This is a genomic window from Halomonas sp. 1513, from assembly GCA_001971685.1.
GTDB lineage: Bacteria > Pseudomonadota > Gammaproteobacteria > Pseudomonadales > Halomonadaceae > Franzmannia.
Map to the genome: position 1 here is coordinate 2,431,342 of CP019326.1, position 24,498 is coordinate 2,455,839.

Annotated in this window: 22 protein-coding genes; 17 read left to right on the forward strand and 5 right to left on the reverse strand. The window is 67.5% G+C overall.

The window, feature by feature from the left end:
• Nucleotides 1–193 precede the first annotated feature (193 nt).
• Entirely contained in the window at nt 194–982 is a 789-nt protein-coding gene (locus BWR19_11015; protein APX93415.1) for an NAD(P)-dependent oxidoreductase, read from the forward strand.
• Here BWR19_11015 and BWR19_11020 read toward each other — a convergent pair.
• Nucleotides 958–1,851, reverse strand: coding sequence for a LysR family transcriptional regulator (locus BWR19_11020; GenBank protein APX93416.1), 894 nt, complete (start codon nt 1,849–1,851; stop codon nt 958–960). The genes BWR19_11015 and BWR19_11020 overlap by 25 nt on opposite strands.
• 139 nt (nt 1,852–1,990) lie before the next feature.
• Here BWR19_11020 and BWR19_11025 point away from each other — a divergent pair, with 139 nt between their 5' ends.
• Both BWR19_11025 and BWR19_11030 read left to right on the forward strand, forming a co-directional pair.
• Complete coding sequence (locus BWR19_11025; GenBank protein APX93417.1) at nt 1,991–3,196, forward strand: formyl-CoA transferase; 1,206 nt, start codon at nt 1,991–1,993, stop codon at nt 3,194–3,196.
• 15 nt (nt 3,197–3,211) lie between these two features.
• On the forward strand, nt 3,212–4,138 hold the full coding sequence (locus tag BWR19_11030; protein APX93418.1) for a hydroxymethylglutaryl-CoA lyase: 927 nt from the start codon (nt 3,212–3,214) through the stop codon (nt 4,136–4,138).
• Between the two features lie 9 nt (nt 4,139–4,147).
• Here the strand turns inward: BWR19_11030 and BWR19_11035 are convergent, their stop codons facing one another.
• Nucleotides 4,148–5,410 (reverse strand): acetylornithine deacetylase, encoded by a 1,263-nt coding sequence (locus tag BWR19_11035; protein ID APX93419.1) that lies wholly within the window; start codon nt 5,408–5,410, stop codon nt 4,148–4,150.
• Nucleotides 5,410–6,138: a GntR family transcriptional regulator gene (locus tag BWR19_11040; protein ID APX93420.1), complete on the reverse strand. Its 729-nt coding sequence runs from the start codon at nt 6,136–6,138 to the stop codon at nt 5,410–5,412. Before BWR19_11040 ends, BWR19_11035 begins: the two co-directional genes overlap by 1 nt.
• 193 nt (nt 6,139–6,331) lie before the next feature.
• Between BWR19_11040 and BWR19_11045 the strand changes: the two genes are divergently transcribed.
• The 9 genes from BWR19_11045 (at nt 6,332) to BWR19_11085 (ending at nt 17,480) form a co-directional block, all read left to right on the forward strand.
• Nucleotides 6,332–7,885: a peptide ABC transporter substrate-binding protein gene (locus tag BWR19_11045; protein APX93421.1), complete on the forward strand. Its 1,554-nt coding sequence runs from the start codon at nt 6,332–6,334 to the stop codon at nt 7,883–7,885.
• Between the two features lie 52 nt (nt 7,886–7,937).
• Nucleotides 7,938–8,915 (forward strand): ABC transporter permease, encoded by a 978-nt coding sequence (locus BWR19_11050; protein APX93422.1) that lies wholly within the window; start codon nt 7,938–7,940, stop codon nt 8,913–8,915.
• Entirely contained in the window at nt 8,912–9,748 is an 837-nt protein-coding gene (locus tag BWR19_11055) for an ABC transporter permease (protein APX93423.1), read from the forward strand. Before BWR19_11050 ends, BWR19_11055 begins: the two co-directional genes overlap by 4 nt.
• A 12-nt stretch (nt 9,749–9,760) precedes the next feature.
• A complete protein-coding gene (locus BWR19_11060) occupies nt 9,761–11,383 on the forward strand; it encodes a microcin ABC transporter ATP-binding protein (GenBank protein ID APX93424.1) in 1,623 nt (540 codons plus the stop codon).
• Nucleotides 11,384–11,402: 19 nt separating this feature from the next.
• Nucleotides 11,403–12,797: an FAD-binding oxidoreductase gene (locus BWR19_11065; GenBank protein APX93425.1), complete on the forward strand. Its 1,395-nt coding sequence runs from the start codon at nt 11,403–11,405 to the stop codon at nt 12,795–12,797.
• Complete coding sequence (locus BWR19_11070; GenBank protein ID APX93426.1) at nt 12,794–13,717, forward strand: EamA family transporter; 924 nt, start codon at nt 12,794–12,796, stop codon at nt 13,715–13,717. The genes BWR19_11065 and BWR19_11070 overlap by 4 nt, the downstream gene beginning before the upstream one ends.
• A gap of 49 nt (nt 13,718–13,766) precedes the next feature.
• Nucleotides 13,767–14,873 carry an aminotransferase gene (locus BWR19_11075; GenBank protein ID APX93427.1) on the forward strand — a complete coding sequence of 369 codons (1,107 nt, stop codon included), beginning with the start codon at nt 13,767–13,769 and terminating at the stop codon, nt 14,871–14,873.
• 73 nt (nt 14,874–14,946) lie between these two features.
• Nucleotides 14,947–16,032, forward strand: a complete 1,086-nt coding sequence (locus tag BWR19_11080) for a patatin (protein APX93428.1) — start codon at nt 14,947–14,949, stop codon at nt 16,030–16,032.
• A complete protein-coding gene (locus BWR19_11085) occupies nt 16,032–17,480 on the forward strand; it encodes a transporter (GenBank protein ID APX93429.1) in 1,449 nt (482 codons plus the stop codon). Before BWR19_11080 ends, BWR19_11085 begins: the two co-directional genes overlap by 1 nt.
• Before the next feature lie 26 nt (nt 17,481–17,506).
• Here the strand turns inward: BWR19_11085 and BWR19_11090 are convergent, their stop codons facing one another.
• Nucleotides 17,507–18,391: a DNA-binding protein gene (locus tag BWR19_11090; GenBank protein APX93430.1), complete on the reverse strand. Its 885-nt coding sequence runs from the start codon at nt 18,389–18,391 to the stop codon at nt 17,507–17,509.
• A 118-nt stretch (nt 18,392–18,509) separates the two neighbouring features.
• On the opposite strand from BWR19_11090, the gene BWR19_11095 reads away from it, so the two are divergent.
• Genes BWR19_11095 through BWR19_11105 form a run of 3 tightly spaced genes read left to right on the forward strand, consistent with a single transcriptional unit; the run spans nt 18,510 to nt 20,833 of the window.
• Entirely contained in the window at nt 18,510–19,214 is a 705-nt protein-coding gene (locus tag BWR19_11095; GenBank protein APX93431.1) for an ABC transporter permease, read from the forward strand.
• Nucleotides 19,211–19,966: an ABC transporter ATP-binding protein gene (locus tag BWR19_11100; protein ID APX93432.1), complete on the forward strand. Its 756-nt coding sequence runs from the start codon at nt 19,211–19,213 to the stop codon at nt 19,964–19,966. Before BWR19_11095 ends, BWR19_11100 begins: the two co-directional genes overlap by 4 nt.
• Nucleotides 19,967–20,017: 51 nt before the next feature.
• Nucleotides 20,018–20,833: a sulfate transporter gene (locus BWR19_11105; GenBank protein APX93433.1), complete on the forward strand. Its 816-nt coding sequence runs from the start codon at nt 20,018–20,020 to the stop codon at nt 20,831–20,833.
• A 383-nt stretch (nt 20,834–21,216) separates the two neighbouring features.
• Here the strand turns inward: BWR19_11105 and BWR19_11110 are convergent, their stop codons facing one another.
• Nucleotides 21,217–22,167: a LysR family transcriptional regulator gene (locus tag BWR19_11110; protein ID APX93434.1), complete on the reverse strand. Its 951-nt coding sequence runs from the start codon at nt 22,165–22,167 to the stop codon at nt 21,217–21,219.
• A gap of 125 nt (nt 22,168–22,292) precedes the next feature.
• On the opposite strand from BWR19_11110, the gene BWR19_11115 reads away from it, so the two are divergent.
• Both BWR19_11115 and BWR19_11120 read left to right on the forward strand, forming a co-directional pair.
• On the forward strand, nt 22,293–23,231 hold the full coding sequence (locus BWR19_11115) for a sodium-dependent bicarbonate transport family permease (GenBank protein APX93435.1): 939 nt from the start codon (nt 22,293–22,295) through the stop codon (nt 23,229–23,231).
• 91 nt (nt 23,232–23,322) lie between these two features.
• Nucleotides 23,323–24,492: an acyl-CoA dehydrogenase gene (locus BWR19_11120; protein APX93436.1), complete on the forward strand. Its 1,170-nt coding sequence runs from the start codon at nt 23,323–23,325 to the stop codon at nt 24,490–24,492.
• Nucleotides 24,493–24,498: the final 6 nt, after the last annotated feature.

The following is a 24,498-nucleotide window of genomic DNA, read 5'->3' on the forward strand; positions in this document are numbered from 1 at the left end:
CCTCGCTCAAATCGACGTTGATGAAGGGAGCCTTCGTCAATGGCGATACCAAAGCTTATCCCATGGCAGCGGGCTTCCCGCCACCAAACCGCCTCGTCACCACTAAAGATGAATACCAGAACGCCATATGCGGGCATCTCAATGGCAGATCACGGGCCACCCGACGGCCGATTCACTCCGAGGAGATTTCACCATGCACGAAGCCAGCCCCGTGGTCTTTATCACCGGCGCCACCTCCGGCATCGGCCGCGCCTGCGCCCAGCGCTTCGCCGCTGCGGGCTGGGCACTGGTGCTGACCGGTAGGCGGCAGGCACGGCTCGACGAGCTCGCCGCGACGCTGGGCGACCAGGTTCCCGTCCATACCGCCGTGCTCGACGTCAGCGACCCGGAAGCCGTGGCGCGAGTGGTCGACGGCCTGCCCGAGCGTTTTGCCAATCCCCACGCTCTGCTCAACAACGCCGGCCTGGCCCTGGGCAAGGGCCCTGCGCAAGAGGCGGACCTCAACGACTGGCAGCGCATGATCGAGACCAATATCAGCGGTCTGGTCAGCGTCACTCGCCACCTGCTGCCGCGGCTGATCGAGAGCGGTGCCGGTGCCACCATCATCAATATCGGCTCCATTGCCGGCCGCACGCCCTACCCCGGCGGCCATGTCTACGGCGCCACCAAGGCCTTCGTCGAACAGTTCAGCTACAACCTGCGCTGCGATGTCAGCGCGCACGGTGTCAGGGTCACCGACCTGGCACCGGGGATGACCGAGAGCGAGTTCACCCTGGTGCGCATGAAGGGCGATAGCACCGTGACCGATGACTACTACCGCGGCACCCAGCCGCTACAGCCGGAGGACGTTGCCGTGCAGGCCGTGCAGATCGCCGAACTGCCGCCTCACGTCAACATCACCCGGCTGGAGGTGGCGCCGCTCTGCCAGCAGTGGGCGCCCTTCAACGTCATCAGGGATCACGACGCCTCGTCCACCAGATGATCGACCAGGTGGCGGGCAATCACCGGCAGGGTGTCGTAGCGCCGTATGCCGATCACCAGCTCGCGCCGCGCCCAGGGGTCGGCCAGGGGGATGCTGCATAGTTCGAGATCGCGCAGGTCGCGGTAGATGGTGCGCTGGGGCAGCACGCCGACCCCCATGCCGTGGTGAATCATCCGGCAGATGGCATCGAAGCTGCGCACCTGGATGCGCATGCGCAGGCTGCGGCCGGCGCGATTCGCCTGCTCGTGGAGCATTGACTGCAGCGAGGTGTCCTGCTGCAGGCCAATGAAGTCGTAGGCGGTGGCCTCCTGGAAATCGAGCGTCTCGCGTCCGGCCAGGGGATGGTCGCGCGGGGTCATCAGCACCAGTCGATCGCTGCGGTAGGGCATCACCTGCAGCTCCGGCGCCGCCACATGGCCGGCAAAGATGCCGACATCGGTCAGGCCGTCGCGCACGGCCGCGATCACCTCACTGCTGATCCGCTCCTGCAGGTCGATCTTGACTTCCGGGTAGCGTCGCGAGAAGGCGCTCAGGTCCTGGGGCAGGAAGGCGATGATGGCCGAGGTGTTGGAGTGGATGCGCACATGGCCCTTGATGCCCTCGCCATACTCGCTGAGCTCGGCCTGTAGCCGCTCGATGTTCTCGAGAATGCGCCGCGCATGGTGCAGGAAGGCCTGGCCCGCCGGGGTCAGCTCGACCCCGCGCGAGCGGCGATAGAGCAGCGTGGTGCCGACCAGCGACTCCAGGTCGCGGACGCGCTTGCTGACCGCCGCCAGCGCCAGGTGCTCGCGTTCGGCCGCCGCGGTCAGTCGCCCTTCGTCGGCGATGGTAACGAACAGCTTGAGGGTGACGAGATCGAAACGGCGCATGGCAACTCTCGAGGCGAGGAGTAGAGGCCCATCCTAGCGAAGTGTTCGCGATTGACGAAGCCCGAGTTATCCATCGCCTAATTGCTTCGCACCGATGCCAGGCGCCATGCTATGTCACATACTGCCGAGGAGTGCTGCCATGACGACTGCGGAGACTCGCCAACTCCCCCTTGAGAACCTCAAGGTGCTGGAACTGGGCCAGCTCATTGCCGGGCCCTTCGCCACCAAGCTGCTGGGTGAATTCGGTGCCGACGTGATCAAGGTCGAGCCGCCAGGCACCGGCGATCCCCTTCGCAAATGGCGAATCATCGAAGATGGCACCTCGCTGTGGTGGCACGTGCAGAGCCGCACCAAGCGCTCGGTGTCGCTCGACCTGCGCACCCCCCAGGGGCAGGACCTGGTCCGTCGGCTGGTCGGCGAGGCCGATGTGCTGGTCGAGAATTTCCGCCCCGGCACGCTGGAAGGCTGGGGGCTCGGCTATGAGGCACTCGCCGAACTCAACCCGCGACTGATCATGGTACGCATCTCCGGCTACGGCCAGACCGGGCCTTACCGCGACAAGCCCGGCTTCGGCGTGATCGGCGAAGCCATGGGGGGCCTGCGCTACCTCACCGGCCACCCCGGCGAACCCTCGGTGCGGGTCGGAGTCAGCATCGGCGACTCCCTCTCCGCCCTGTATGCGGTCATCGGCACTCTGCTCGCGCTCCAGGAGCGCAGCCGCAGCGGCCTGGGCCAGGAAATCGACGTGGCGCTCTATGAATCGGTGTTCGCCATGATGGAGAGCCTGCTGCCCGAATACGACGCCACCGGCCAGGTGCGCGAGCCTAGCGGCAGCGCCCTGCCCGGCATCACGCCGTCGAACGCCTACCGCACGCGGGATGGCGACTTCGTGCTGATTGCCGGCAACGGTGACAGCATCTTCAAGCGCCTGATGAAGGTGATCGAGCGTGACGACCTGGCCGAAGACCCGGCGCTGGCGCACAACGACGGGCGCAGCCGCCGCGCCGCCGAGATCGATGCCGCCATCCAGGCCTGGAGCAAGACCCTCAGCCGCGACGAGATCCTCACCGCCCTGGATGCCGCGCGGGTGCCGGCGGGCTTTCCCTACACCGCGGCCGACATTGCCAACGACCCGCACTACCTGGCCCGTGAGATGATCCAGACCATCACCCGCCCCAGCGGCGACTCGCTCAAGGTCCCCGGCGTGCTGCCCCGGCTCAGCGCCACCCCGGGCCGGCTCGGCGACGGCGGCCCGGCCCTGGGCCAGCATACCGAGGAGGTCCTCGACGAGCTGGGCATCGATGACGAGACTCGCGCCAAGCTGCGCAGCGCCGGCATCATCTAACCCCAAGGAGCGCCCATGCCTTCACTACAGATCAACGAGGTGGCACCCCGCGACGGCCTGCAGATCGAAGCCGAGTTCGTGCCCACCGTGGACAAGATACGCCTGATCGACGCCCTCTCCGCCACCGGCCTGGCGCGCATCGAGGCGAGCAGCTTCGTCTCGCCCAAGGCCATCCCCCAGCTGCGCGATGCCGCCGAGGTGGTGACCGCCATCCAGCGCCGCCCGGGCGTCGGCATCACCGTGCTGGTACCCAACGTCAAGGGCGCCGAGCGGGCGCTGGCCTGCAGCGTCGACGAGGTCAATCTGGTGATGTCGGCGAGCGAATCCCACGGCCTGGCCAACCTGCGCATGACGCCGGCGCAGTCTCTCGAGCAGTTCGCAGCCATTGTCGAAGCCGTACGCGCTCACCCTCAGGGGCGCGAGGTCTTCATCAACGCCTCGCTCTCCACCAGCTTCGGCTGCCCCTTCGAGGGCGAGGTGCCCGAGGCGCGGGTGCTCGACCTGGTGGAGCGACAGCTGGCCCTCGGCGTGCAGGGCGTGAGCCTGTGCGACACCACCGGCATGGCCAACCCGGCCCAGGTCAGGCGGCTGTGCGAGGCCGTGCTCGCGCGCTTCCCGGAGACGCCCTTCACGCTGCACTTCCACAATACCCGCGGCATGGGCCTGGCCAACGCCATGGCGGCCTGGCAGGCGGGCATCACCCGCTTCGACGCCTCGCTCGGCGGGCTCGGCGGCTGCCCCTACGCCCCCGGCGCCACCGGCAACGTCTGCAGCGAGGACCTGGTGCACATGTTCGAGGAGATGGGCGTCTCCACCGGGGTCGACCTGGACGCCCTGCTCAAGGTCTCTGCCAGCCTGCCTGGGCTGATCGGCCACGATACCCCAGGGCAGGTGGTCAAGGCCGGCAAGGCCGACCGCCGCTATCCGATGCCGGCCCGCTAAGCCGCCAGGTTAGCCTGGAGTGTTCTGCCAGCGGCATAGGAACAGCGCGTAGGCCTTGAGGGTATGGCGGATCGACTCGATGTCGACCCGCTCATCGATGCCGTGGATGCGCTCCGCCACCGGCCCGTAGCAGGTGCCGGGTACGCCGCCCGCCACGTGGAAGGCGCACAGGTCAGTGATGCAGGTGGAAAGGTAGTGTTCGGGCTCGCCGCCGCTCAGGGCTCGGTGGCATTCGCCGAGCAACTCGATCCCCGGCGCATCGAGGTCGACCAGGTGCCCCGGCGAGCGAAAGCCGTGAAACTCGACGTGGGGGACGCTGCCCGGCAGTGCCAGGTCGCGATGCGCGCGGGCCACGCAGGCCTCGAAGCGCTGCATGATCTGCTCAGGCGCCACCCCCGGCGCAAACCCGATGCGCCCCTCGATTTCCGCATGAGCGGGCACGCTGGAGGCCCAGTTACCGCCGTCGAAGCGGCCGATGTTGAGATTGAAGGGGTGCTCGTAGGCGTCGTAGGGCCGCTCGCGCTCGGCGTTGAGTTCCTCCTCGAAGGCCCTGAGCGCCGGGATCAGCCGCTGCATGGTCTCGATGGCATCGCTGCCGGCGGCGGCATCGAGCACGTGGGCCGGCTCGCCATCGACGCGAATCCGGAAGCGCAGCACGCCGGTCTGGCCGTTGTAGAGGCGCGGGCCGAAGGGCTCCGGGATCAGCACGAAATCGCCGCCGTGGCCGGCAGTGACGCAGGCCAGCGCGCCGTTGCCGCTGCACTCCTCCTCGATCACGGTCTGCAGCGTCAGCGGCGTCTCGATCGCCACCCCGGCCCGGCGCACCGCGGCGACCGCCATGATCATGGCGGCCACTCCCGCTTTCATGTCGCCGGCGCCGCGCCCATACAGCCAGCCATCCTGGCGCCACGGCTCCCAGGGCGGCCGCGTCCAGGTATCAATGGGCTCCGCCGGCACCACGTCGAGATGGCCGTTGAACACCAGATGCCGCCCCGCAGCGTCGCGGTTGAGCGCCGACACCAGGCAGTAGCGCCCGGCCCCGGACCACGCCACCGGCGCATAGCGCGGATGCGACAGCAGGCTAGGGTCATCCATCGCCACCCGCTCCACCGGCAGCTCGAGCCGCGTCAGCGCCGCTTCCATTGCCGTCAACACGCCCTGCTCCTGGCCCAGCACGCTATATTCACGCACCAGGGTCTCGGTCAGGGCCAGGGTCTCCTCGAAGCAGGCATCGCACGCTGCCAATACCCGCTGCTCCTGATCGCTCAGCATCACCCCTCCTCGCCTGTTGCATCAGACACGGCCACCGAGCGCCCGGCGTCGGGGCCGGCGCCAAGCCCTTGAATCACATAGTCTCGTGCCACCCCGATATGGTAGTCCACCGCCTCCCGGCAGCGCCTCGCTTCGCCGCTGGCCAGGGCCTCGATCAGCGGCCAGTGGTTGGCGGCGATGCGCTCGGGCTCGGCGTGGGTGCGCTCGATCAGCGCCATGCACAGCCGCAGCTCGTGGGACAGGTCATCGAAGGCCTTGAGCAGGCGGCGATTGCCGGCCATCTCGAACACCAGCCGATGAAAGCGCAGGTCGGCCTCGATCTTGCAGCCATCGTCGCTGCCCTTGGCCAGCGCACACATCGTCTCGACCTGCCGCGACAGAGTGGCGTGGTCGGCCTCGTCGAAGCGTGACGCCAGCAGCTCGAAGGCGTGGCGTTCGTAGCACAGCCGCAGGTCGAAGACATCGGCCAGGTCATCGCCATTGAGTTCGCGTACGAAGAAGCCCTTGCGCGGCCGCGATATCAGCAGGCCACGGCTCTCCAGTAGCCGCGCCGCCTCGCGCACCGGCGCGCGGCTCACGCCGAGGTCACGGGACAGCTGCACCTCCGAGAGCCGCACCCCGGGGGCAAAGTGGCGCGCGATGATCGCCTCGGTGAGGTAGTCGGCCACCTGCTCGACCAGGTTGGTCTGCTGCAGCCGCGGCGCAGCGGGGGGGGGATCGGCATGCATCGAAATCGTCCTACTCCAGGCGCTAGTGGCGCTAATCTTTTTACAGTATGGCCAATCAACACACCATGTCGACCACCGACTGTCGACAGCTTGAGAAGGCGTTGCTATGTTCAAAGGCGACCCGATGATTTGCCATCGACGTAGCAACAGAAACGACGTACCAAGTCCAACACAACAACAAGGGACGCAACCTATGAAGACTCCTCTGGCCCTGGCCATTGCCGCCGCGGCGTTCACCCTCTCCAGTGCGCATGCCGATGAGCCCCGCCACGGCGGCACGCTCAACACCATCATCCAGCCCGAACCGCCCGGCCTGGTGCTGGGCATGATCCAGAACGACCCGACCCGCAAGGTCGCCGGCAACATCTATGAAGGCTTGCTCAGCTACTCCACCGACCTCGAGCCACGCCCGCAGCTGGCGGAATCCTGGGACGTCGATGACGACGGCCTGGTATGGACCTTCCAACTGCGCGAGGGGGTGACCTGGCACGACGGCGAGCCGTTCACCGCCGAGGACGTGGTGTTCTCCGCCGACGTCTTCCACCGCGACCTCAACCCCAGCGCCCGCGCAGTGCTCGATCACATCGAGAGCATCGAGGCCGACGGCGACCACACCGTGGTGTTTACCCTCAAGCAGCCGTTCGGGCCCTTCCTGCTCTCCTTCGAGGCCGGTACCTTCACCATGGTGCCCAAGCACCTCTACGAGGGCACCGACTTCCGCGACAACGAGCACAACGACCATCCCATCGGTACCGGCCCCTTCAAGTTCGAGAACTGGGACCGCGGCACGGTGATCGAGCTGGTCCGCAACGACGACTACTACGTCGACGACCTGCCCTACCTCGACGGCATCAACTGGCACGTGATTCCCGACGGCGCCTCACGCGCCGTGGCCTACGAGAACGGCACCGTCGACGTGCTGCCCAACGGCACCGTCGAGAACTTCGATATTCCGCGTCTCGCCGAGCTCGACAACACCTGCATGACCGAAGAGGGCCACGAGTACTTCAGCCCCTTCGCCATGCTGTGGATGAACAACCGCGAAGGCCCCACCGAAGACAAGCGCTTCCGCCAGGCGGTGATGTACGCCATGGATCGCGAATTCGCCCGCGACGTGCTGTGGAACGAACTCGGCAACGTGCCGCTGTCGTCGTTCGGCTCCAACGCGCGCTTCCAGCACGACGGCCTGGAGCCCTACGACCACAACCCCGATCGTGCCCGCGAGCTGCTCGACGAGATGGGTTACGACGGCGAGGAGGTACGCCTGCTGCCGCTGCCCTACGGCGAAACCTGGACACGCTGGGCCGAAGCGGTGCAGCAGAACCTGCGCGAAGTGGGCATCAACGTGCGCACCCAGTCCACCGACGTCGGCGGCTGGAACCAGCGTCTGGGCGACTGGGATTACGACCTCGCCTTCACCTTCCTCTATCAGTACGGTGATCCGGCGCTGGGCATCTCGCGCACCTACCTCTCCAGCAATATCGAGCGCGGCTCGCCGTGGAACAACGTCGGCGGCTACGAGAACGAGCGCGTCGACGAGCTGTTCAACGAGGCGGCCACGGCCTTCCCGGATGAAGAGCGCGAGTCGCTCTACCGCGAGGTTCAGGAGATTCTCCACGAGGACGTGCCGGTGGGCTGGTTGATGGAGCTCGGCTTCCCGACCCTCTACCGCTGCGACGTCAAGAACCTGGTGACCTCCGGCGTCGGCGTCAACGACGGCTTCAAGGACGCTTGGCTGGACCGCTGACCCCTGATCGAGGCGGCCTGCGGGCCGCCTCCTCGCTTGCAGAGACCCTCCCATGCTCTATGTCCGCTTGATCCTGATGCGGCTGTTGAAGGCCGTGGTCGTGCTGTTCATGATCATCATCTTCAACTTCTTCCTGATCCAGATGGCGCCCGGCGACCCGGCCGCCATCCTGGCCGGCGAGGCCGGCGCCACCGATGAAGCCTTCCTGCGCCAGCTGCGCGAACGCTTCGGCCTCGACCAGCCGCTCTACGTGCAGCTGTGGCGCTATGTGTCGGGCATCGCCATGCTCGATTTCGGCTACTCCTACCGTCAGGGCGTGCCGGTGCTCGACCTGATCATGGCGCGCATGCCCGCCACCCTGCTGCTGACCGGCACCGCCTTCGTGCTGGCCCTGGTCATGGGCATCTTCGCCGGGTCCCTGGCCGCGGCGCGGGCCAAGAAGCCCTCCGGCTCGCTGATCATGGCCCTGGCGCTGCTGTTCTACGCCACCCCGCTGTTCTGGGTGGCGCTGATGTCGGTGGTGCTGTTCTCGGTCTACCTCGACTGGCTGCCCGCCTACGGCATGTACACCGTGGGTGCCGGTCATACCGGCCTGGCGCTGGTGCTCGATGTGGCCAAGCATCTGATCCTGCCGGCCACTACCCTGGCGCTGTTCTTCATGGCCATCTATACCCGCATGACCCGCGCCTCGATGCTCGAGGCGAGCCAGCAGGACTTCGTCAAGACCGCCCGCGCCAAGGGACTCAAGAACAGCGTCATCCAGCGACGGCACATCCTGCGCAACGCGCTGCTGCCGATCATCACCCTGGCCGGCCTGCAGGCCGGGCAGATGGTCGGCGGTGCCATCCTCACCGAGACGGTGTTCGCCTGGCCCGGCATCGGCCGCCTGATGTACGAGGCGCTGCAGCAGCGCGACTACAACCTGCTGCTGGGGATCTTCTTCTTCTCGGCGGCGCTGGTGATCGTGTTCAACATCATCACCGACCTGGTCTACCGCCTGGCCGACCCGCGCATCAAGGAGCGCTCATGAGTTTCTTCGCTCGCTTCGCCCAGAACCGCGGCGCCCTGATCGGGCTGATCATCCTGCTCGGCATCGTCCTGATGGCGATCCTGGCGCCACTGCTGTTTCCCGAGTCGCCCTGGCGCATGGTGCAGCGCCCCTTCCTGCCGCCCATGGAGGTCGACGGCTTTCCACTGGGCACCGATACCATGGGCCGCAACGTGGCCGCGGGACTGATGCACGGCGCCTGGGTATCGCTGCTGATCGGCCTGGTCTCGACCCTGGTGGCGCTGCTGATCGGCGTGCCGCTGGGCGCCGTGGCCGGCTACTACGGTGGGCTGATCGACGATGCCCTGATGCGCTTCACCGAGTTCTTCCAGACCATTCCCAACTTCGCCCTGGCCATCGTGCTGGTGGCGATCATGCAGCCCAGCGTGATGTCGATCGTGCTGGCCATTGCGCTGGTCAGCTGGCCGCCGGTGGCGCGTCTGGTGCGCGCCGAGTTCATGTCGCTGCGCAACCGCGAGTACGTCGAGGCGGCGCGCCTGGTGGGCCAGACCAACCGCACCATCATCCTGCGCCAGATCCTGCCCAACACCCTGTCGCCGATCATCGTGCTGGCCTCGCTGATGGTGGCCACCGCCATCCTGCTGGAGTCCGCGCTCTCCTTCCTGGGGCTGGGGGATCCCAACGTGATGTCGTGGGGCTACATGATCGGCGCGGCGCGCACCGTGATCCGCCAGGCCTGGTGGCTGAGCTTCTTCCCCGGGGTGGCGATCCTGCTCACCGTGCTGGCCCTCAACCTGGTGGGCGAAGGCCTCGATGACGCCTTGAACCCGAAACTCGCCCGCGAGCGCTCCTGAGGGGAAACCGCCATGACCGATAGCCAAACAGCCCTGCTCAGCCTGCGCCACCTCAACATCGCGCTGCCCAAGGGCGCCGACCGCGCCCTGGCCGTCGAAGACGTCAGCTACGACGTGTTTCGCGGCGAGATCCTGTGCGTGGTGGGCGAATCCGGCTCCGGCAAGTCGATGGCCGCCAACGCGGTGATGGGCCTGCTGCCCAAGGGCGTCTACGCCAGCGGCGGCGAGGCGCTGTTCGACGGCCAGGACCTGCTCACGCTCTCCGAAAAGCAGCACCGCACGCTGCGCGGGCTACGCATCGGCATGATCTTCCAGGAGCCGATGACCGCCCTCAATCCGCTGATGCGGGTCGGCGCCCAGATCGCCGAAGTCTTCGAGGCCCACGGCCAGTTCAACGGGCGGGAGCGCCAGAAGAAGGCCCTGGCGCTGCTCACCGAGGTCGGCATCCCGGACCCCGAAAAGGCGATTCGCGCCTACCCCTTCCAGCTCTCCGGCGGCCAGCGCCAGCGGGTGATGATCGCCATGGCGTTGGCCCTGGAGCCGGAACTGCTGATCGCCGACGAACCGACCACCGCGCTCGACGTCACCACCCAGGCCCAGATCCTCGACCTGATCCGCGATCTGCAGCGCCGCCGCGACATGGCGGTGATGTTCATCACCCACGACTTCGGGGTCGTCGCCGAGATCGCCAACCGGGTCTGCGTGATGCGTCACGGCCGCATCGTCGAGCTCGGCGAGGCCGAGGCGGTGCTCAAGCACCCCTCCCACGACTACACCCGGGCGCTGATCGAGGCGATTCCCAGCGACATCATCCCCGAGGCGCGCGGCGCCGAGACCGACACCCCGCTGCTCGAGGTGGTGGGGCTCGACAAGGTCTTCCGCTCCAAGGGCGGGCTGTTCAAGCCGGCCCGCGAGGTGCGTGCCCTGCAGGACGTCTCCTTCCGCATGACCAAGGGCGAAACCATCGGTATCGTCGGCGAATCGGGCTCCGGCAAGTCGACCCTGGGGCGCTGCGTGGTGCGTCTGGAGCGTCCGGATAGCGGCACCCTGAGCCTCTCCGGCACCGACTTCATGCATCTCCAGGGCGAGGCGCTGCGCCGCGAGCGCCACCGCGTGCAGATGATCTTCCAGGACCCCTACGCCTCACTCAATCCGCGCCACCGGGTCGGCTACGCCATCGCCCAGGGGCCCATGGCCAACGGCATGAGCAAGACCCAGGCCTTCGCCAAGGCCAAGGAGCTGCTGGCACTGGTGGGGCTCGAGGGCACCGACGACCGCTACCCCCACGAGTTTTCCGGCGGCCAGCGGCAACGTATCGGCATCGCCCGTGCCCTGGCCATGGAGCCCGAGCTGATCGTCGCCGACGAGGCGGTCTCGGCGCTGGACGTCTCGATCCAGGCCCAGATCCTGGCACTGCTCGAGGAACTCAAGCAGAAACTCTCGCTGTCGCTGCTGTTCATCACCCACGACCTGCGGGTGGCGGCGCAGATCTGCGACCGCATCATCGTCATGCAGCACGGCCGCATCGTCGAGCAGGGATCGGCGCGGGATGTGTTCCTGGCGCCTCAGGAGGCCTATACCCGCGAGCTGCTGAACGCCATCCCCGGCCGCGAGCAGGAGCTCGCCGATGCCTGACCAGGAGAGCCGGCAACGGATGGATGCCCTGCTCAAGGAGATCGCCGCCATCGTCGGAGACGCCCATGTGCTGACCGGCGAGGCGGTCACCGCTCGCGCCGTGGACTGGATGACCGGCGCCCCCTGCCGGGCGGCGGCCATCGTGCGCCCGGCCAGCACCGAAGACGTCGCCGCGGTGATGCGCGCCTGCCACTCCGCCCGCCAGCCGGTGGTCACCCACGGCGGCCTGACCGGGCTGGTACACGGCGCCGAGGCCGGCGACGATGAGCTGGTCGTCTCGCTGGAGCGGATGGCCGCCATCGAGGCCCTCGACCCGGTGGGCGCGACGCTCACCGTAGAGGCCGGCGCGCCGCTGCAGCGGGTGCAGGAGGCCGCCGAACAGGCCGGCCTGCAGTTTGCCCTCGACCTCGGCGCCCGCGGCAGCTGTACCATCGGCGGCAATATCGCCACCAACGCCGGCGGCATCCGCGTGATCCGCTACGGCATGATGCGCCAGCAGGTGCTGGGGCTGGAGGCGGTACTCGCCGACGGCAGCGTGGTCAGCTCGATGAACCACATGCTCAAGAACAACGCCGGCTACGACCTCAAGCAGCTGTTTATCGGCAGCGAGGGCACCCTGGGCATCGTCACGCGTGCCGTGCTGCGCCTGCAGCCGCCGACGCCGGCGGTGCAGACCGCACTGGTCGCCTGCCCGAGCTTTTCCGCGCTGACCGGCCTGCTCGGCCACCTCGGACGCGCGCTGGGCGGCAGCCTCGCCGCCTTCGAGGCAATGTGGCAGAGCCACTACCGGCTGCTGACGGTAGAGAGCCAGCGCCATGCGCCGCCGCTGGCCGCGGATGCGCCCTTCTATGCCCTGGTGGAATCGCTGGGCAGCGACGCCGAGAGCCACGCCGCGCAGTTCGCCCAGGCCCTGGAAACGGCCCTCGAGCAGGAGCTGATCGGCGATGCGGTGCTGGCCCACTCCGACGCACAGCGCCAGGGGCTATGGGCCATCCGCGAGGACATCGAGGGGCTGATCCAGGGTCTCTCGCCGCTGTTCACCTTCGACGTCAGCCTGCCAATCGCCGCGATGGAGGGCTATGTCAGCAACGTCGAGGCGGCGATCCACCGCGACTGGCCGGCCGGCCGCGTGGTCACCTTCGGCCACCTCGGCGACGGCAACCTGCACCTGTCGGTGGGCGTCGGCAGCCAGGACCCGGCTACCCGGCGTGCCGTGGAGCAGCACGTCTACGCGCCCCTGGCCGCGCTCGGCGGCTCGGTCTCCGCTGAGCACGGCATCGGCCTCGAGAAGCGCGACTACCTGCACCTTTCGCGGACCCCTGACGAGATTGCGCTGATGGGCACCCTCAAGCAGGCCCTGGACCCCCACGGGCTGCTCAACCGCCACAAGGTGCTGACGGATACCCGCAGATGAGCCTGGCCCTGGCCCGCGCCCGCTTGAAAGCATCGCCACGTCTCGCCTCCGCCCTGTTGATCGCGGCCATTGGCCTGTTCTGGGGAGGCAACTGGCCGGCGGTGCGCTTTATCCTGATGGATCTCCCACCCTTTACCCTGCGCGCCATCGGGTTTGCCAGCGGCGCCATCGTGCTACTGGCCTGGGCGCGCTGGCGACGCCTGCCGTTGAGAGTAGCGGCGACCGAATGGCCGTGGCTTGCCGCCACGGGGCTGTTCACCATCCTCGGTTTCAACCTGGCCACGGCCTTCGGCCAGCTGCGGATGCCGACCTCCCAGGCGGCCATCATCGCCTTCAGCATGCCCTGCTGGGCGCTGCTGCTGGCCTGGTGGCTGCTTGGCCAGCGCGTCACACGTCGCCAAGGGTGGGGGCTGGCCTGTGGCCAGGCGGGCCTGCTTCTGCTGCTCGGCCCGGCGGCCATGGCCGGGGGCCTGAACGGCCTGACAGGACCGCTGATCATGCTCGGGGCGGCGCTCTCCTGGGCACTCGGCACGGTACTGATCGCGAAGCGCGGCAGCTGGCAGAGTCACGTCGTGGTGATCACCGGCTGGCAGTTCGCCCTCTGCGCGGTGCCGATGATCGTGCTGATGCTGGCGCTGGAGTCGCCGCCCCCACCGGCCAGCTGGCAACTCAGCACCTGGCTGGCCCTGGGCTATCATCTGCTGTTCTCTATCTGCCTGGCGCAGATACTGTGGTTCATAAACGTCAAACGGCTGAGCGTGGCGCAATCCACCATCAGCACCTTGATCATTCCCACGGTGGGCGTCTCCAGTGCCGTGCTGCTGCTGGGCGAGCCGCTGACGCCGAGGATCCTGGTGGCGTTGCTGTTGACGCTCTCCGCCGTCGCCATTGTCATGCTGCACGGCCGTGACGCAGCATGAACCACATTGCCGCCGTCCCGCGGGACACCATTTCTTCAGGGAGGCCCCGATGCCGACATTTCCGAAACATCTGCGGGGCGACGGCCCCCACAACCCCTTTCCCGGCGTACGCGTGCTGGAGCGCCGCCTGGGACGCGAGATCCCCGACCAGTTGGGCTCCAACGAGGGCCTCGACATGCCCCACCGCGCGCTGCGCGAGCACTTCGGCGACGCCATGGCCGAGCACGTCTACAGCTACGGCGACGCCGAGGCGCTGGGCATCCGCCAGCGGCTGGCCGAGCAGAAGGGGATTGCGCTGGACGCCATGCTGGTCGACGCCGGCGCCGACAGCCTGATCGCACTGGCGCTGCGCGCCACCGTGGTGTTCGGCGAGTGTGTGGTGGCCACCGCCGGCACCTACCCCACCTTCGGCTACTTTGCCCGCGGCCAGGGCTGCCAACTGGTGGAGGTCGCCTACGACGAAGGCCCCGGCCGCCTGGCGCCGGACCTCGACGCCCTGGCCCGCGCCGCCCACGACCATCAGGCACGGCTGGTGTATCTCGCCAATCCCGACAACCCCAGCGGCCACCTGCACGATGACGACGCCATCCTGTCGCTGCGTGCGGCCCTTCCCGACGACTGCTGGCTGCTGCTCGACGAGGCCTACCACGACTTCCGCGAGGACGCCGACGGCGAGTTCGGCCGCCGCGTGCTGCCCGGGGTGATTCGCCTGCGCACCCTGTCCAAGGCCCACGGCCTGGCCGGACTGCGGGTCGGCTACGCCATCGCCGAGGCCGAGACCCTGGCGGTGATGATGAAGGTCAGGATTCACTATGCGGTGTCGACGCTGACCCAGGCCGCCGCCGAAGTGGTGCTCGACGCCCCCCATGAGAGCGACGCTCACGTGCGGGCGGTGCGCGAGCGCCGCGAGCGGCTCAGCGAGCACTTCCGCGCGCTGGGCGCCGACGTGCTGCCCAGCGCCACCAACTTCGTCGGCCTGCGCCTGCCCAGCGCCGAGCTCGCCGAACGCGTGCATCGCGAGATGCTCGAGGCCGGCAAACTGATCGCCCGCCCCGCCGACCCGGCGCTGGGCCACGTGCTGCGCGTCACCGCGGTGGAGAACGCCCTCAAACCCGGCCAACTGGCGATACTCGAGCAGGCCCTGACGGCTGGCTGACCCCGTTAAGCGACATCCAGCGTCGAGACGCCTACACTGCACTGCAGCACGCATACCAATAAATGGAGCAGTTATGGCGAAGGACGACAAGAAGCGTATCGATCTGGCCCTGCAGGGCGGCGGCTCCCACGGCGCCTTGACCTGGGGGGTGCTGGATCGCCTGCTGGAAGATGAGCGGCTGGAAATCGACGGCATCAGCGGTACCAGCGCCGGGGCCATGAATGCCGTGGTGCTGGCCGACGGGCTGCATAAGGGGGGCCGCGACGGCGCTCGGGCAGCCTTGCACGACTTCTGGAAAGCGGTCAGCGATGCGGCGCGTTTCTCGCCGATTCAGCGCACGCCCTGGGACCGGCTGATGGGTAATTACAGCCTCGACAATTCACCGAGCTATCTGTTCTTCGAAAGCCTTACCCAACTGATTGCGCCGGCCAAGCTCAACCCCATGGGCGTCAATCCGCTGCGCGACCTTGTGCTCGAGACGGTCGATTTCGAACGGGTCAATGCGTGTCGCAAGGTCAAGGTGTTCGTCACCGCCACCAATGTGCGCACCGGCCAGGCAAAGATATTTCGCCAGCCCGAGCTGAGCGTCGACACCGTGATGGCCTCGGCCTGCCTGCCGTTCATGTTTCCCGCCGTGGAGATCGACGGCGAGGCTTATTGGGATGGCGGCTACAGCGGCAACCCCGCGCTCTACCCGCTGGTCGATGACCAGGGCTGTCGTGACCTGGTGGTGGTGCAGATCAATCCGCTGGTGCGCAAGAAACTACCGGACAGCGCCCGGGATATTCTCAACCGGATCAACGAAGTCACCTTCAACTCCAGCCTGATCAAGGAGCTGCGCAGCATTCAACTCCTGCACCGCCTGATCGAAGCCGAAGGACTGGAGCTGGAGAGTTACCGGGCGATGCGCCTGCATCTGATACATGCCGAACACGACATCGAGACCCTCAGCGCCTCGAGCAAGATGAACGCCGAATGGGACTTTCTGACCCGCCTGCACGGCCAAGGGCGCGCCTGGGCCGAGCGCTGGCTGGATGAGAACTTCTCGGCCCTCGGTGAACGCTCGTCCTTTGACCTGGATGCGCTGTTCCCCGACACCTTTCGCCCTATCTCAGCCACGGATGCCCCCGCCAAGGGGAATGACGACGAGAAAGCGTAATGACCGGTATCCTGGCGATCGCCATAGCGCTGCTGCTGTTGATGTATCTAGCCTACCGCGGACTCAGCCTGTTGATCCTGGCCCCGGTGCTGGCTGCGCTGGTAGCACTGGTATCGGTGGACACCCCGCTGTTGGCCAGCTACACCCAGGTCTTCATGGGCGCCGCCGGCGATTTCATCGTGCGCTTCTTCCCACTGTTCCTGCTCGGCGCAGTCTTCGGCAAGCTGATGGAGGATTCCGGCAGCGCGGAAGTGCTGGCCAGCACGCTGGTTGAGCGCTTAGGCGACAGCCGTGCCATTCTGGCGGTAGTGCTCTCCTGTGCGGTAATGACCTACGGCGGCGTCTCGCTGTTCGTGGTGGCCTTCGCGGTCTACCCCATCGCCGCGGCGCTATTCCGCAAGGCCGACCTGCCCAAGCGGCTGATCCCCGGCACCATTGCCTTGGGGGCTTTCACTTTCACCATGACGGCGCTGCCGGGCACCCCGGCCATTCAGAACGCCATCCCAATGCCCTACTTCGGCACCTCGCCGTTTGCCGCGCCGGGGCTCGGCATTCTTACCGGGCTGGTGATGCTGGGGCTGGGACAGGCCTGGTTAAACCATCGGGCGGGTCAGGCACGGGTCGCTGGCGAAGGTTACGGCAACCACCAGGGCGAGGCACCCCAACTCGAACACCTGCGCGAGCACGCTGCCGGAGAAGGCTTCGATCTCGTCGAGGTCACGCCTACCCCTCAGGGGCGCGACCTGCCGCCCTTGATGCTGGCACTTCTGCCCATCGTGCTGGTCATCGCCCTCAACCTGCTGTTCACGGCAGTGGTGATCCCGGCCATGGATACCGGGTATCTCGCCGAGCCGGTCTACGGCGCCACCAGCATCGAGTCGGTACGCGGCGTGTGGTCGGTGATCGCCGCGCTGGTGATCGCCATCGTGGTCATCATCGTGGCCAACCGTAAACGCCTCAATGCCCTCACTACCACCCTCGACAGCGGCGCCAACGCCTCGCTACTCCCGATCTTCAATACCGCCAGCCTGGTCGGCTTTGGCTCGGTGATCGCCTCGCTGGCGGCCTTCGACGCGATCAGCCTGTGGGTGACCTCGGCTGGCGGCGACAACCCGCTGATTTCGCTAGCCATCGCCGTCAACCTGCTGGCAGGAATGACCGGCTCGGCCTCCGGCGGCATGAGCATCGCCCTGGCCACGCTTGGCGACACCTACCTGGCCATGGGTCAGGCCGCCGGCATCGCCCCTGAGCTAATGCACCGTGTCACGGCGGTGGCTACCGGTGGGCTGGATGCCCTGCCGCATAACGGCGCGGTGATCACGCTGCTGTCGATCTGCGGCCTCACGCACCGCCAGGCCTATCTGGATATTGCAGTGGTCGCGGTATTGATTCCGATCATCTCGCTGGTGCTGCTGATCACGGTGGGCACCCTGGTCGGGTCATTCTGAGGGCACTCGCCCGGAGGCGTTAAGCGCTAGGCGTTATATACCACCTCGCCCTGCTCGCTGAGATCGTAGCCCCCGGCCCGCGCCGCCCAGTCCCGGCAGCGCGGCTCGCGGGCGAAACGCATCAGGCGCTGCAGCGGCGCCTCGAAGTAGCTGCGGCGGCGCATCAGCAGATCGAAGCACTCGTCGTGCAGGCCGATGAAATCGAGCCCATGCCGGCGGGCCGATGCCTCGACGCCGAGCCCCGCATCGGCATCGCCGCGGCGCACCGCCAGCGCCAGGTCATCCTCGCTCAGGGCCACGTCAGGGCTTAGCGACAGCGCTTCCAGGTCCATGCCGGCCCGCGCCAGCAGCAGCGTCAGCAGCCGCTCGGCACCGGCATCCGGCTGGCGGTGGGCCAGCACCAGCCGCGGCCGGGCCAGGTCGGCGAGCCCGGCAATCCCCAGCGGATTACCGGGGGCCAGCATCAGCCCCTGGCGGCGCCGCGCCCAGCGGATCGCCACCAGGTCGCGCATGCCGCCCAGCCCCAGCGACGGGGGATCGTTGTAGCGCCCGCTCTCCGGGTCGAGCAGATGCACACCGGCGACCAGCGCCTCACCCGCCAGCAGCCTGCGCACGCCGTCGCCGCTGCCGTGGCACAGCGTGGCCAGCTGCGAGCCCGACTCGCGCACCGCCCACTCCAGCAGCGGATCCTGACTGCCGGCGAGGATCGCCGCCAGCGGCTCGCGGCTGCGCTGGTCGCCCTCCAGATGGTTCATCAGCCACAGGTCCAGCGCCTGGCGCGGGAACAGCAGCTTGCCGGTCACCCGGGTGCAGGGGATGAGTTCCTGGCGCACCAGGTCGTAGAGCTTGCGCTCCTTGAGGCGCAGGTAGTCGGCGGCCTCGCGGGTGGTGAGGTAGGCATGAGCGGTCATGGCAGGCCTTTCGAGCGTTAAGAGTGGCATTTGGCTGCATAAGACTGCACTGATTACAGCACAGGATGCATGCAGCGGCATAACGGCACATCATGCAGCGACTTGCCTGGAGCCTGTCATGCCAACTGCCGACAACGCCTTTACTACCGCGCTGAGCTTGATTCTCACCCTCGACCCGGCGCTGATGGATATCGTCAGGCTGTCGCTGCAAGTGTCGCTGAGCGCCGTCCTGATCGCCGCGCTGATCGGCCTGCCGCTGGGCGCGGCGCTGGCGCTATGGGCCTTTCCGGGTCGCGGCATGGTAGTGGTGATGCTCAACGCCTTCATGGGGCTGCCGCCGGTGGTCGCCGGCCTGATGGTCTACCTGATGCTGTCGCGAGCCGGGCCACTCGGCCAGTTGGGTCTGCTGTTCACACCCACCGCCATGGTCATCGCCCAGACGGTGCTGGTACTGCCCATCGTTGCCGCCCTGGCCCGCCAGCATATCGAGGCGCTGCTCGGCGAGTACCGCGAGCAGCTGACCTCCTTCGGCCTGGGCCGCGCACGCATGATGCCGACCCTACTGTGGGATGCCCGGGTGGCCCTCACCACGGTGGTACTGGCCGGCTTCGGCCGTGCCAGTGCCGAGGTCGGCGCGGTGCTGATCGTGGGCGGCAATATCGACGGCGTGACCCGGGTGATGACCACCGCGATCGCGCTGGAGACCAACCGCGGCAACCTGGCGCTGGCGCTCGGCCTGGGCCTGGTGCTGCTGCTGCTGGTGGCCTGCGTCAACGGCGCCGCCCACCTGCTCGGCGAGCGCACCAGGAGGCAGATGGGATGAGCGACTTGAGCCAGCCCCACCTGCCCCAGGCAGTGGCCGTGCCGCTGCTGCCGCTGACCCTCGAGGGAGTGGGCTTCAGCCATCGCGGCCAGCGCCTGCTGGGCGACATCACCCTGACCCTGGGCGCCGGCCGCACCCTGATCATGGGGCCCAACGGCGCCGGCAAGAGCCTGCTGATGCGTCTTTGCCACGGCCTGCTGACACCCAGCGCCGGGCAGATCCGCTGGAACGGCCAGCCGCTGAGCCCGGCGCTGGCGTTGCGCCAAGCCATGGTCTTCCAGCGCCCGGTGCTGCTACGCCGCAGTGCACTTGCCAACCTCACCTATGTGCTGGCGATCCGCGGCTGCCCGCGGCGTCAGCGCAAGCCCCGCGCCCAGGCGGCGCTGGAACGCTTTGGCCTGGCCCCGCTCGCCCTGCGCCCGGCGCGGGTGCTGTCCGGCGGCGAACAGCAGCGCCTGGCGCTGGCCCGGGCCTGGCTGCTGGATCCCGATATCCTGTTCCTCGACGAACCCACCGCGGCCCTCGACCCCGCGGCGATTCGCGCCGTCGAGGAAGCGGTAAACCAGTTCCACCATCGCGGCACCAAGATCGTGATGACCACCCACGACCTCAACCAGGCGCGCCGCCTGGCCGACGACGTGGTGTTCCTCAACGCCGGACGGCTGCTCGAGCACAGTCCCGCCGAGCGCTTCTTCGATACGCCCCAGAGCGGCGAAGCCGCCGCCTTCGTGCGCGGCGAGCTGCCCTGGTAGCTGGCAAGCAGCGCCGCGAGAACAGCGCCACCATGACAACAAGGAGCTCCCATGCCACGTCGCCAGCGCCTCACGATACTCGCCCTCGGCATCGCCCTCTCGGCGCCACTCGCCGTCGCTGAAGAGCGCTTTATCACCCTCGCCTCGACCACCTCCACCGAGCAGTCGGGGCTGTTCGCCGCTATCGTGCCGCAGTTTCGCGAGGCGACCGGTATCGACGTGCGCGTGGTCGCGGTGGGCACCGGCCAGGCCTTCGAGATCGCCCGCCGCGGCGACGCCGACAGCCTGCTGGTTCACGATACCGGGGACGAGGAGCGGTTCGTCGCCGACGGCTATGCCAGCGAGCGCCGCGACGTGATGGTCAACGACTTCGTGCTGATCGGGCCGAGTAGCGACCCGGCCGGCATCGCCGAGGCCGACGATGCCCTGGACGCCTTTGCGCGCATCGCCGCCAGCGGCACACCCTTCACCTCCCGCGGCGACGACAGCGGCACCCACCGTGCCGAGCAGCGTTTCTGGGCAGACGCCGGTATCGATACCGCCGGCGGCTGGTACCGCGAGCTGGGTAGCGGCATGGGCGCGACCCTCAATACCGCGGCGGCGATGGACGCCTACGTGTTCGCCGACCGCGCCACCTGGCTGGCCTTCGACAACCGCCAGGATCTCGCCGTCCTGTTCGCGGGCGACGAAGCCCTGTTCAACCAGTACGGCAGCCTGCTGCTGGACCGCGACCGCCACCCGCATCTCAAGCACGACCTCGCCGAGCAGTGGCACCGGTGGCTGGTGTCGGACGACGGCCAGGCGGCGATTGCCGGCTACGCCATCGACGGTGAGCCGCTGTTCTTTCCCAACGCCGCGCACCCTTGAGCCGCCGAGGCTTGTGCCAGGCGCCTGGCTAGCACTCGCCGATCTGCCGCGACGCCGCGCCAACAAATGACAAGGGGCCCATGCCATTAGGCATGGGCCCCTTGTTGCCGGTACTCGCGCAATGCTTGGCCAGCGTGCTAACGCGCCATCAGCCTACCGCGCGATCGCCCTTTGCCAGCTTGGTACGCAGCGGAAGATCCCAGATGGTCGGAAAGCGTTCGGTAACCGTCGGGGCATCGGCGCTGTTGGCGTCAAGGCGATTCGGTACCAGAAGATTACGGAGTGCTGAAAAAAGACGTGTTGCCATAGGTCATTACGGTCTCTGAAGACCGCCTCCTGCAGTTTGTGGAAACAATTTCCAGCATTATGCACGCCTTTAGACTTTAGTTCAACCCGCTAAGCAATCCCTCGAGTTCATTGCTCAAGAAGCGCGGCTCGACGCACTCGTCCAGGTGGCCGGCGGCGAAGCGCAAAAAGCCCAGGGCCGCGTGAGAGAGCCGCCGGTCGCTGCGCACGATGAACTGCCAGTGGCTCTCGATGGGCAGGCCCGTCACCGGCAGGATGACGATATCCGGGTGCTCCGGCGGCAGCACATGCTCGGAGAGCACTGCAAGCCCCATGCCCGCCGCCACGCCGACGCGGATCGCCTCGTTACTGGCCATCTGCAGCGTCGGCCCCAGCGTCAGCCCCTGCTCCTGCAGCCAGCTCTCGAACAGCATGCGCGTCGCCGAGCCCGGCTCGCGCAGCAGCATGCGCTCGCCCAGCAGCTCGCTCATGTCGATACGCTCGCGTGCCGCCAGCGGATGGCCGTGTGGCGCCACCGCCACCAGCGGATTGCGCAGGAAGCGCCCGGCCCGGGCGTGGGCCAGCGACGGCGGGTGACTGAACACGTAGAGGTCGTCTTCCTGGCGCTCGAAGCGCGTCAGCATCTGGCGGCGGTTGCCGATATGCACGGTCACCTCGACCTCGGGAAAGGCACGGCTGTGCGGCCCCAGCAGCCGCGGCAGCACGTACTGGGCGGTGTTGACCAGGGCAATCGAGAAACGCCCACGCTCGCCGCCGCGCAGCGCCGAGAGGTAGTCGTCGAAGTCGTCGAAGCGCCCCAGCACCTCGCGGCTGGCGCGGTACAGCTCGCTGCCCGCCTCGGTGGGAAACAGGCGCCCGTGGCGGCTCTCCAGCAGCGGCTCGCCCACCGCCTCACCGAGCCGCTTGAGCTGCATCGAGACCGTCGGCTGGGTAAGATGAAGGCGCCGCGCCGCCTCGCTCACGGTGCCGCTGGCCACCACCGCGGCATACACCTGCAGCAGGCGAAAGGTCAGATGGCGAATGTTCATTGGGGCTTCCTATAGATAAATATCTATACAAGATCACCTAATTCTTTATTGGTCGCAATGGCCGGACCTGAGCAGAATGCGCGGCACTTCTACACTACCCACTCTAACCAGCGCGAGATGCCCTGATGCCCGATATCGTGGTGATGTTCTTCCTGCTTGGCCTGCTGGCCGGCGTGGTGAAGTCCGACCTGTCCATCCCCAAGGCCGCCTACGACACCCTGAGCCTGCTGCTGATGCTGACCATCGGCCTCAAAGGCGGCATGGCGCTGTACGGCAACCTCGGCTGGTCGCTGGTGCCCGAACTGTTGGCGGTCGCCGCCCTGGGTGCGCTGATTCCGCTGGTACTGATGCCGGTGCTGCGGCGCCTGGTGCGGCTGTCGCCAGCGGATAGCGCCAGCATCGCCGCCCACTACGGCTCGGTGAGTGCCGGCACCTTCGCCGTGGCACTGGCCTTCGCCGAGGGTCGCGGCCTGCCGATCGGCGCCGAAGTCACCCTCTACCTGGTGATGATGGAACTGCCGGCGATCATGGTCGCCATCGCCCTGTACCGCCGGTATTCCGGCAAGAATTCCAGCGAAGCGTTGCAGGGCATCTGGCATGAGACCCTGACCAACCGCGGGGTGATCCTGCTGGCAGGTGGCGCGGTGATCGGCGCCATGTATGGCCCCATGCAGGGCGCCAACGTCACCGAGCTGTTCACCGGCGCTTTTCATGCGGTGCTGGCGCTGTTCCTGCTGCAGATGGGCCTGACCGCCGCCGAGACCCTGCGCCCCATCCCCTGGTTCCACTGGCGGCTGCTCACCTTCGCCCTGGTAGCGCCGTTCGTGTTGGCCATGGCCGGCCTGGGCGTCGGCCTGATGCTGGGCCTGCCCACCGGCTCGCTGATGATCCTCACTGCGCTTGCCGCCAGCGCCTCCTATATCGCTGCACCGGCGGCCATGCGCACCGCCATTCCTGAGGCCAATATCGGCCTGGCGATGCTCGCCGCGCTGGGCTTCACCTTCCCGCTGAACGTGATCGTGGGCATTCCGCTCTACCATCAGCTCAGCGTCTGGCTGGGATGATCGGTGGGCGGGCGCGACGAGCTGCCGGCACTTTACGTTAACGTCAACTAGCGCTAGATTGGTGGGTATATCGACCGCGACGGAGCCCACCATGCACAGCGCCTATACGCCCCTCGACTTCGGCCTCGCCGACGAGCTCAACATGCTGCGCGACCAGGTCAACGCCTTCGCCCGTGACGAGATCGCCCCGCGCGCCGCCGAGATCGACGCCAGCAACGACTTCCCGTCCGACCTGTGGCGCAAGTTCGGCGACATGGGCCTGCTCGGCATCACCGTGCCGGACGAGGATGGCGGCAGCGGCATGGGCTACCTCGCCCACTGCATCGCCATGGAGGAGATCTCCCGGGCCAGCGCCTCGGTGGCGCTGTCGTTTGGCGCCCACTCCAACCTCTGCGTCAACCAGATCGCCCTCAACGGCTCGGCCGAACAGAAGGCCAAGTACCTGCCCAAGCTGATCAGCGGCGAGCACGTCGGCGCCTTGGCGATGTCGGAGACCGGCGCCGGCTCAGACGTGGTCTCCATGCAGCTGCGCGCCGACAAGCGCGGCGGCACGTACGTGCTCAACGGCAGCAAGATGTGGATCACCAACGGCCCCGACGCCGACGTGCTGGTGGTCTACGCCAAGACCGACCCCAACGCCGGCGCCAAGGGCATCACTGCCTTTCTAATCGAGAAGGGGTTTGCCGGCTTCTCGACGGCCCAGAAGCTCGACAAGCTCGGCATGCGCGGCTCCAACACCTGCGAGCTGGTGTTCCAGGAGTGTAAGGTGCCCGCCGAGAACGTGTTGGGCGAAGTGAACAAGGGCGCGCGGGTGCTGATGAGCGGCCTGGACTACGAGCGCACCGTGCTCGCCGCCGGGCCCATCGGCATCATGCAGGCCGCCATGGACGTGGTGGTGCCCTATATCCACGAGCGCAAGCAGTTCGGCCAGGCGATCGGCGAGTTCCAACTGGTGCAGGGCAAGGTCGCCGACATGGCCACCACCCTCAACGCCTGCCGCGCCTACCTCTACGCCGTGGCCGGCGCCTGCGACCGCGGCAAGGTGTCTCGCAAGGACGCCGCCGGGGTGATCCTCTACTGCGCCGAGAAGGCCACCCAGCTGGCGCTGGACGCCATCCAGCTGCTAGGAGGCAACGGCTATATCAACGACTACCCCACCGGGCGCCTGCTGCGCGACGCCAAGCTCTACGAGATCGGCGCCGGGACCAGTGAGATACGCCGCATGTTGATCGGCCGCGAGATCTTCGCAGAGTCACGGTAGGGGGAG

Coding starts and splice junctions, on each gene's coding strand:
- BWR19_11015 (APX93415.1), top strand. CDS start 194: ATGCACGAAGCCAGCCCCGTGGTCTTTATCACCGGCGCCACCTCCGGC.
- BWR19_11020 (APX93416.1), bottom strand. CDS start 1,851: ATGCGCCGTTTCGATCTCGTCACCCTCAAGCTGTTCGTTACCATCGCC.
- BWR19_11025 (APX93417.1), top strand. CDS start 1,991: ATGACGACTGCGGAGACTCGCCAACTCCCCCTTGAGAACCTCAAGGTG.
- BWR19_11030 (APX93418.1), top strand. CDS start 3,212: ATGCCTTCACTACAGATCAACGAGGTGGCACCCCGCGACGGCCTGCAG.
- BWR19_11035 (APX93419.1), bottom strand. CDS start 5,410: ATGCTGAGCGATCAGGAGCAGCGGGTATTGGCAGCGTGCGATGCCTGC.
- BWR19_11040 (APX93420.1), bottom strand. CDS start 6,138: ATGCATGCCGATCCCCCCCCCGCTGCGCCGCGGCTGCAGCAGACCAAC.
- BWR19_11045 (APX93421.1), top strand. CDS start 6,332: ATGAAGACTCCTCTGGCCCTGGCCATTGCCGCCGCGGCGTTCACCCTC.
- BWR19_11050 (APX93422.1), top strand. CDS start 7,938: ATGCTCTATGTCCGCTTGATCCTGATGCGGCTGTTGAAGGCCGTGGTC.
- BWR19_11055 (APX93423.1), top strand. CDS start 8,912: ATGAGTTTCTTCGCTCGCTTCGCCCAGAACCGCGGCGCCCTGATCGGG.
- BWR19_11060 (APX93424.1), top strand. CDS start 9,761: ATGACCGATAGCCAAACAGCCCTGCTCAGCCTGCGCCACCTCAACATC.
- BWR19_11065 (APX93425.1), top strand. CDS start 11,403: ATGGATGCCCTGCTCAAGGAGATCGCCGCCATCGTCGGAGACGCCCAT.
- BWR19_11070 (APX93426.1), top strand. CDS start 12,794: ATGAGCCTGGCCCTGGCCCGCGCCCGCTTGAAAGCATCGCCACGTCTC.
- BWR19_11075 (APX93427.1), top strand. CDS start 13,767: ATGCCGACATTTCCGAAACATCTGCGGGGCGACGGCCCCCACAACCCC.
- BWR19_11080 (APX93428.1), top strand. CDS start 14,947: ATGGCGAAGGACGACAAGAAGCGTATCGATCTGGCCCTGCAGGGCGGC.
- BWR19_11085 (APX93429.1), top strand. CDS start 16,032: ATGACCGGTATCCTGGCGATCGCCATAGCGCTGCTGCTGTTGATGTAT.
- BWR19_11090 (APX93430.1), bottom strand. CDS start 18,391: ATGACCGCTCATGCCTACCTCACCACCCGCGAGGCCGCCGACTACCTG.
- BWR19_11095 (APX93431.1), top strand. CDS start 18,510: ATGCCAACTGCCGACAACGCCTTTACTACCGCGCTGAGCTTGATTCTC.
- BWR19_11100 (APX93432.1), top strand. CDS start 19,211: ATGAGCGACTTGAGCCAGCCCCACCTGCCCCAGGCAGTGGCCGTGCCG.
- BWR19_11105 (APX93433.1), top strand. CDS start 20,018: ATGCCACGTCGCCAGCGCCTCACGATACTCGCCCTCGGCATCGCCCTC.
- BWR19_11110 (APX93434.1), bottom strand. CDS start 22,167: ATGAACATTCGCCATCTGACCTTTCGCCTGCTGCAGGTGTATGCCGCG.
- BWR19_11115 (APX93435.1), top strand. CDS start 22,293: ATGCCCGATATCGTGGTGATGTTCTTCCTGCTTGGCCTGCTGGCCGGC.
- BWR19_11120 (APX93436.1), top strand. CDS start 23,323: ATGCACAGCGCCTATACGCCCCTCGACTTCGGCCTCGCCGACGAGCTC.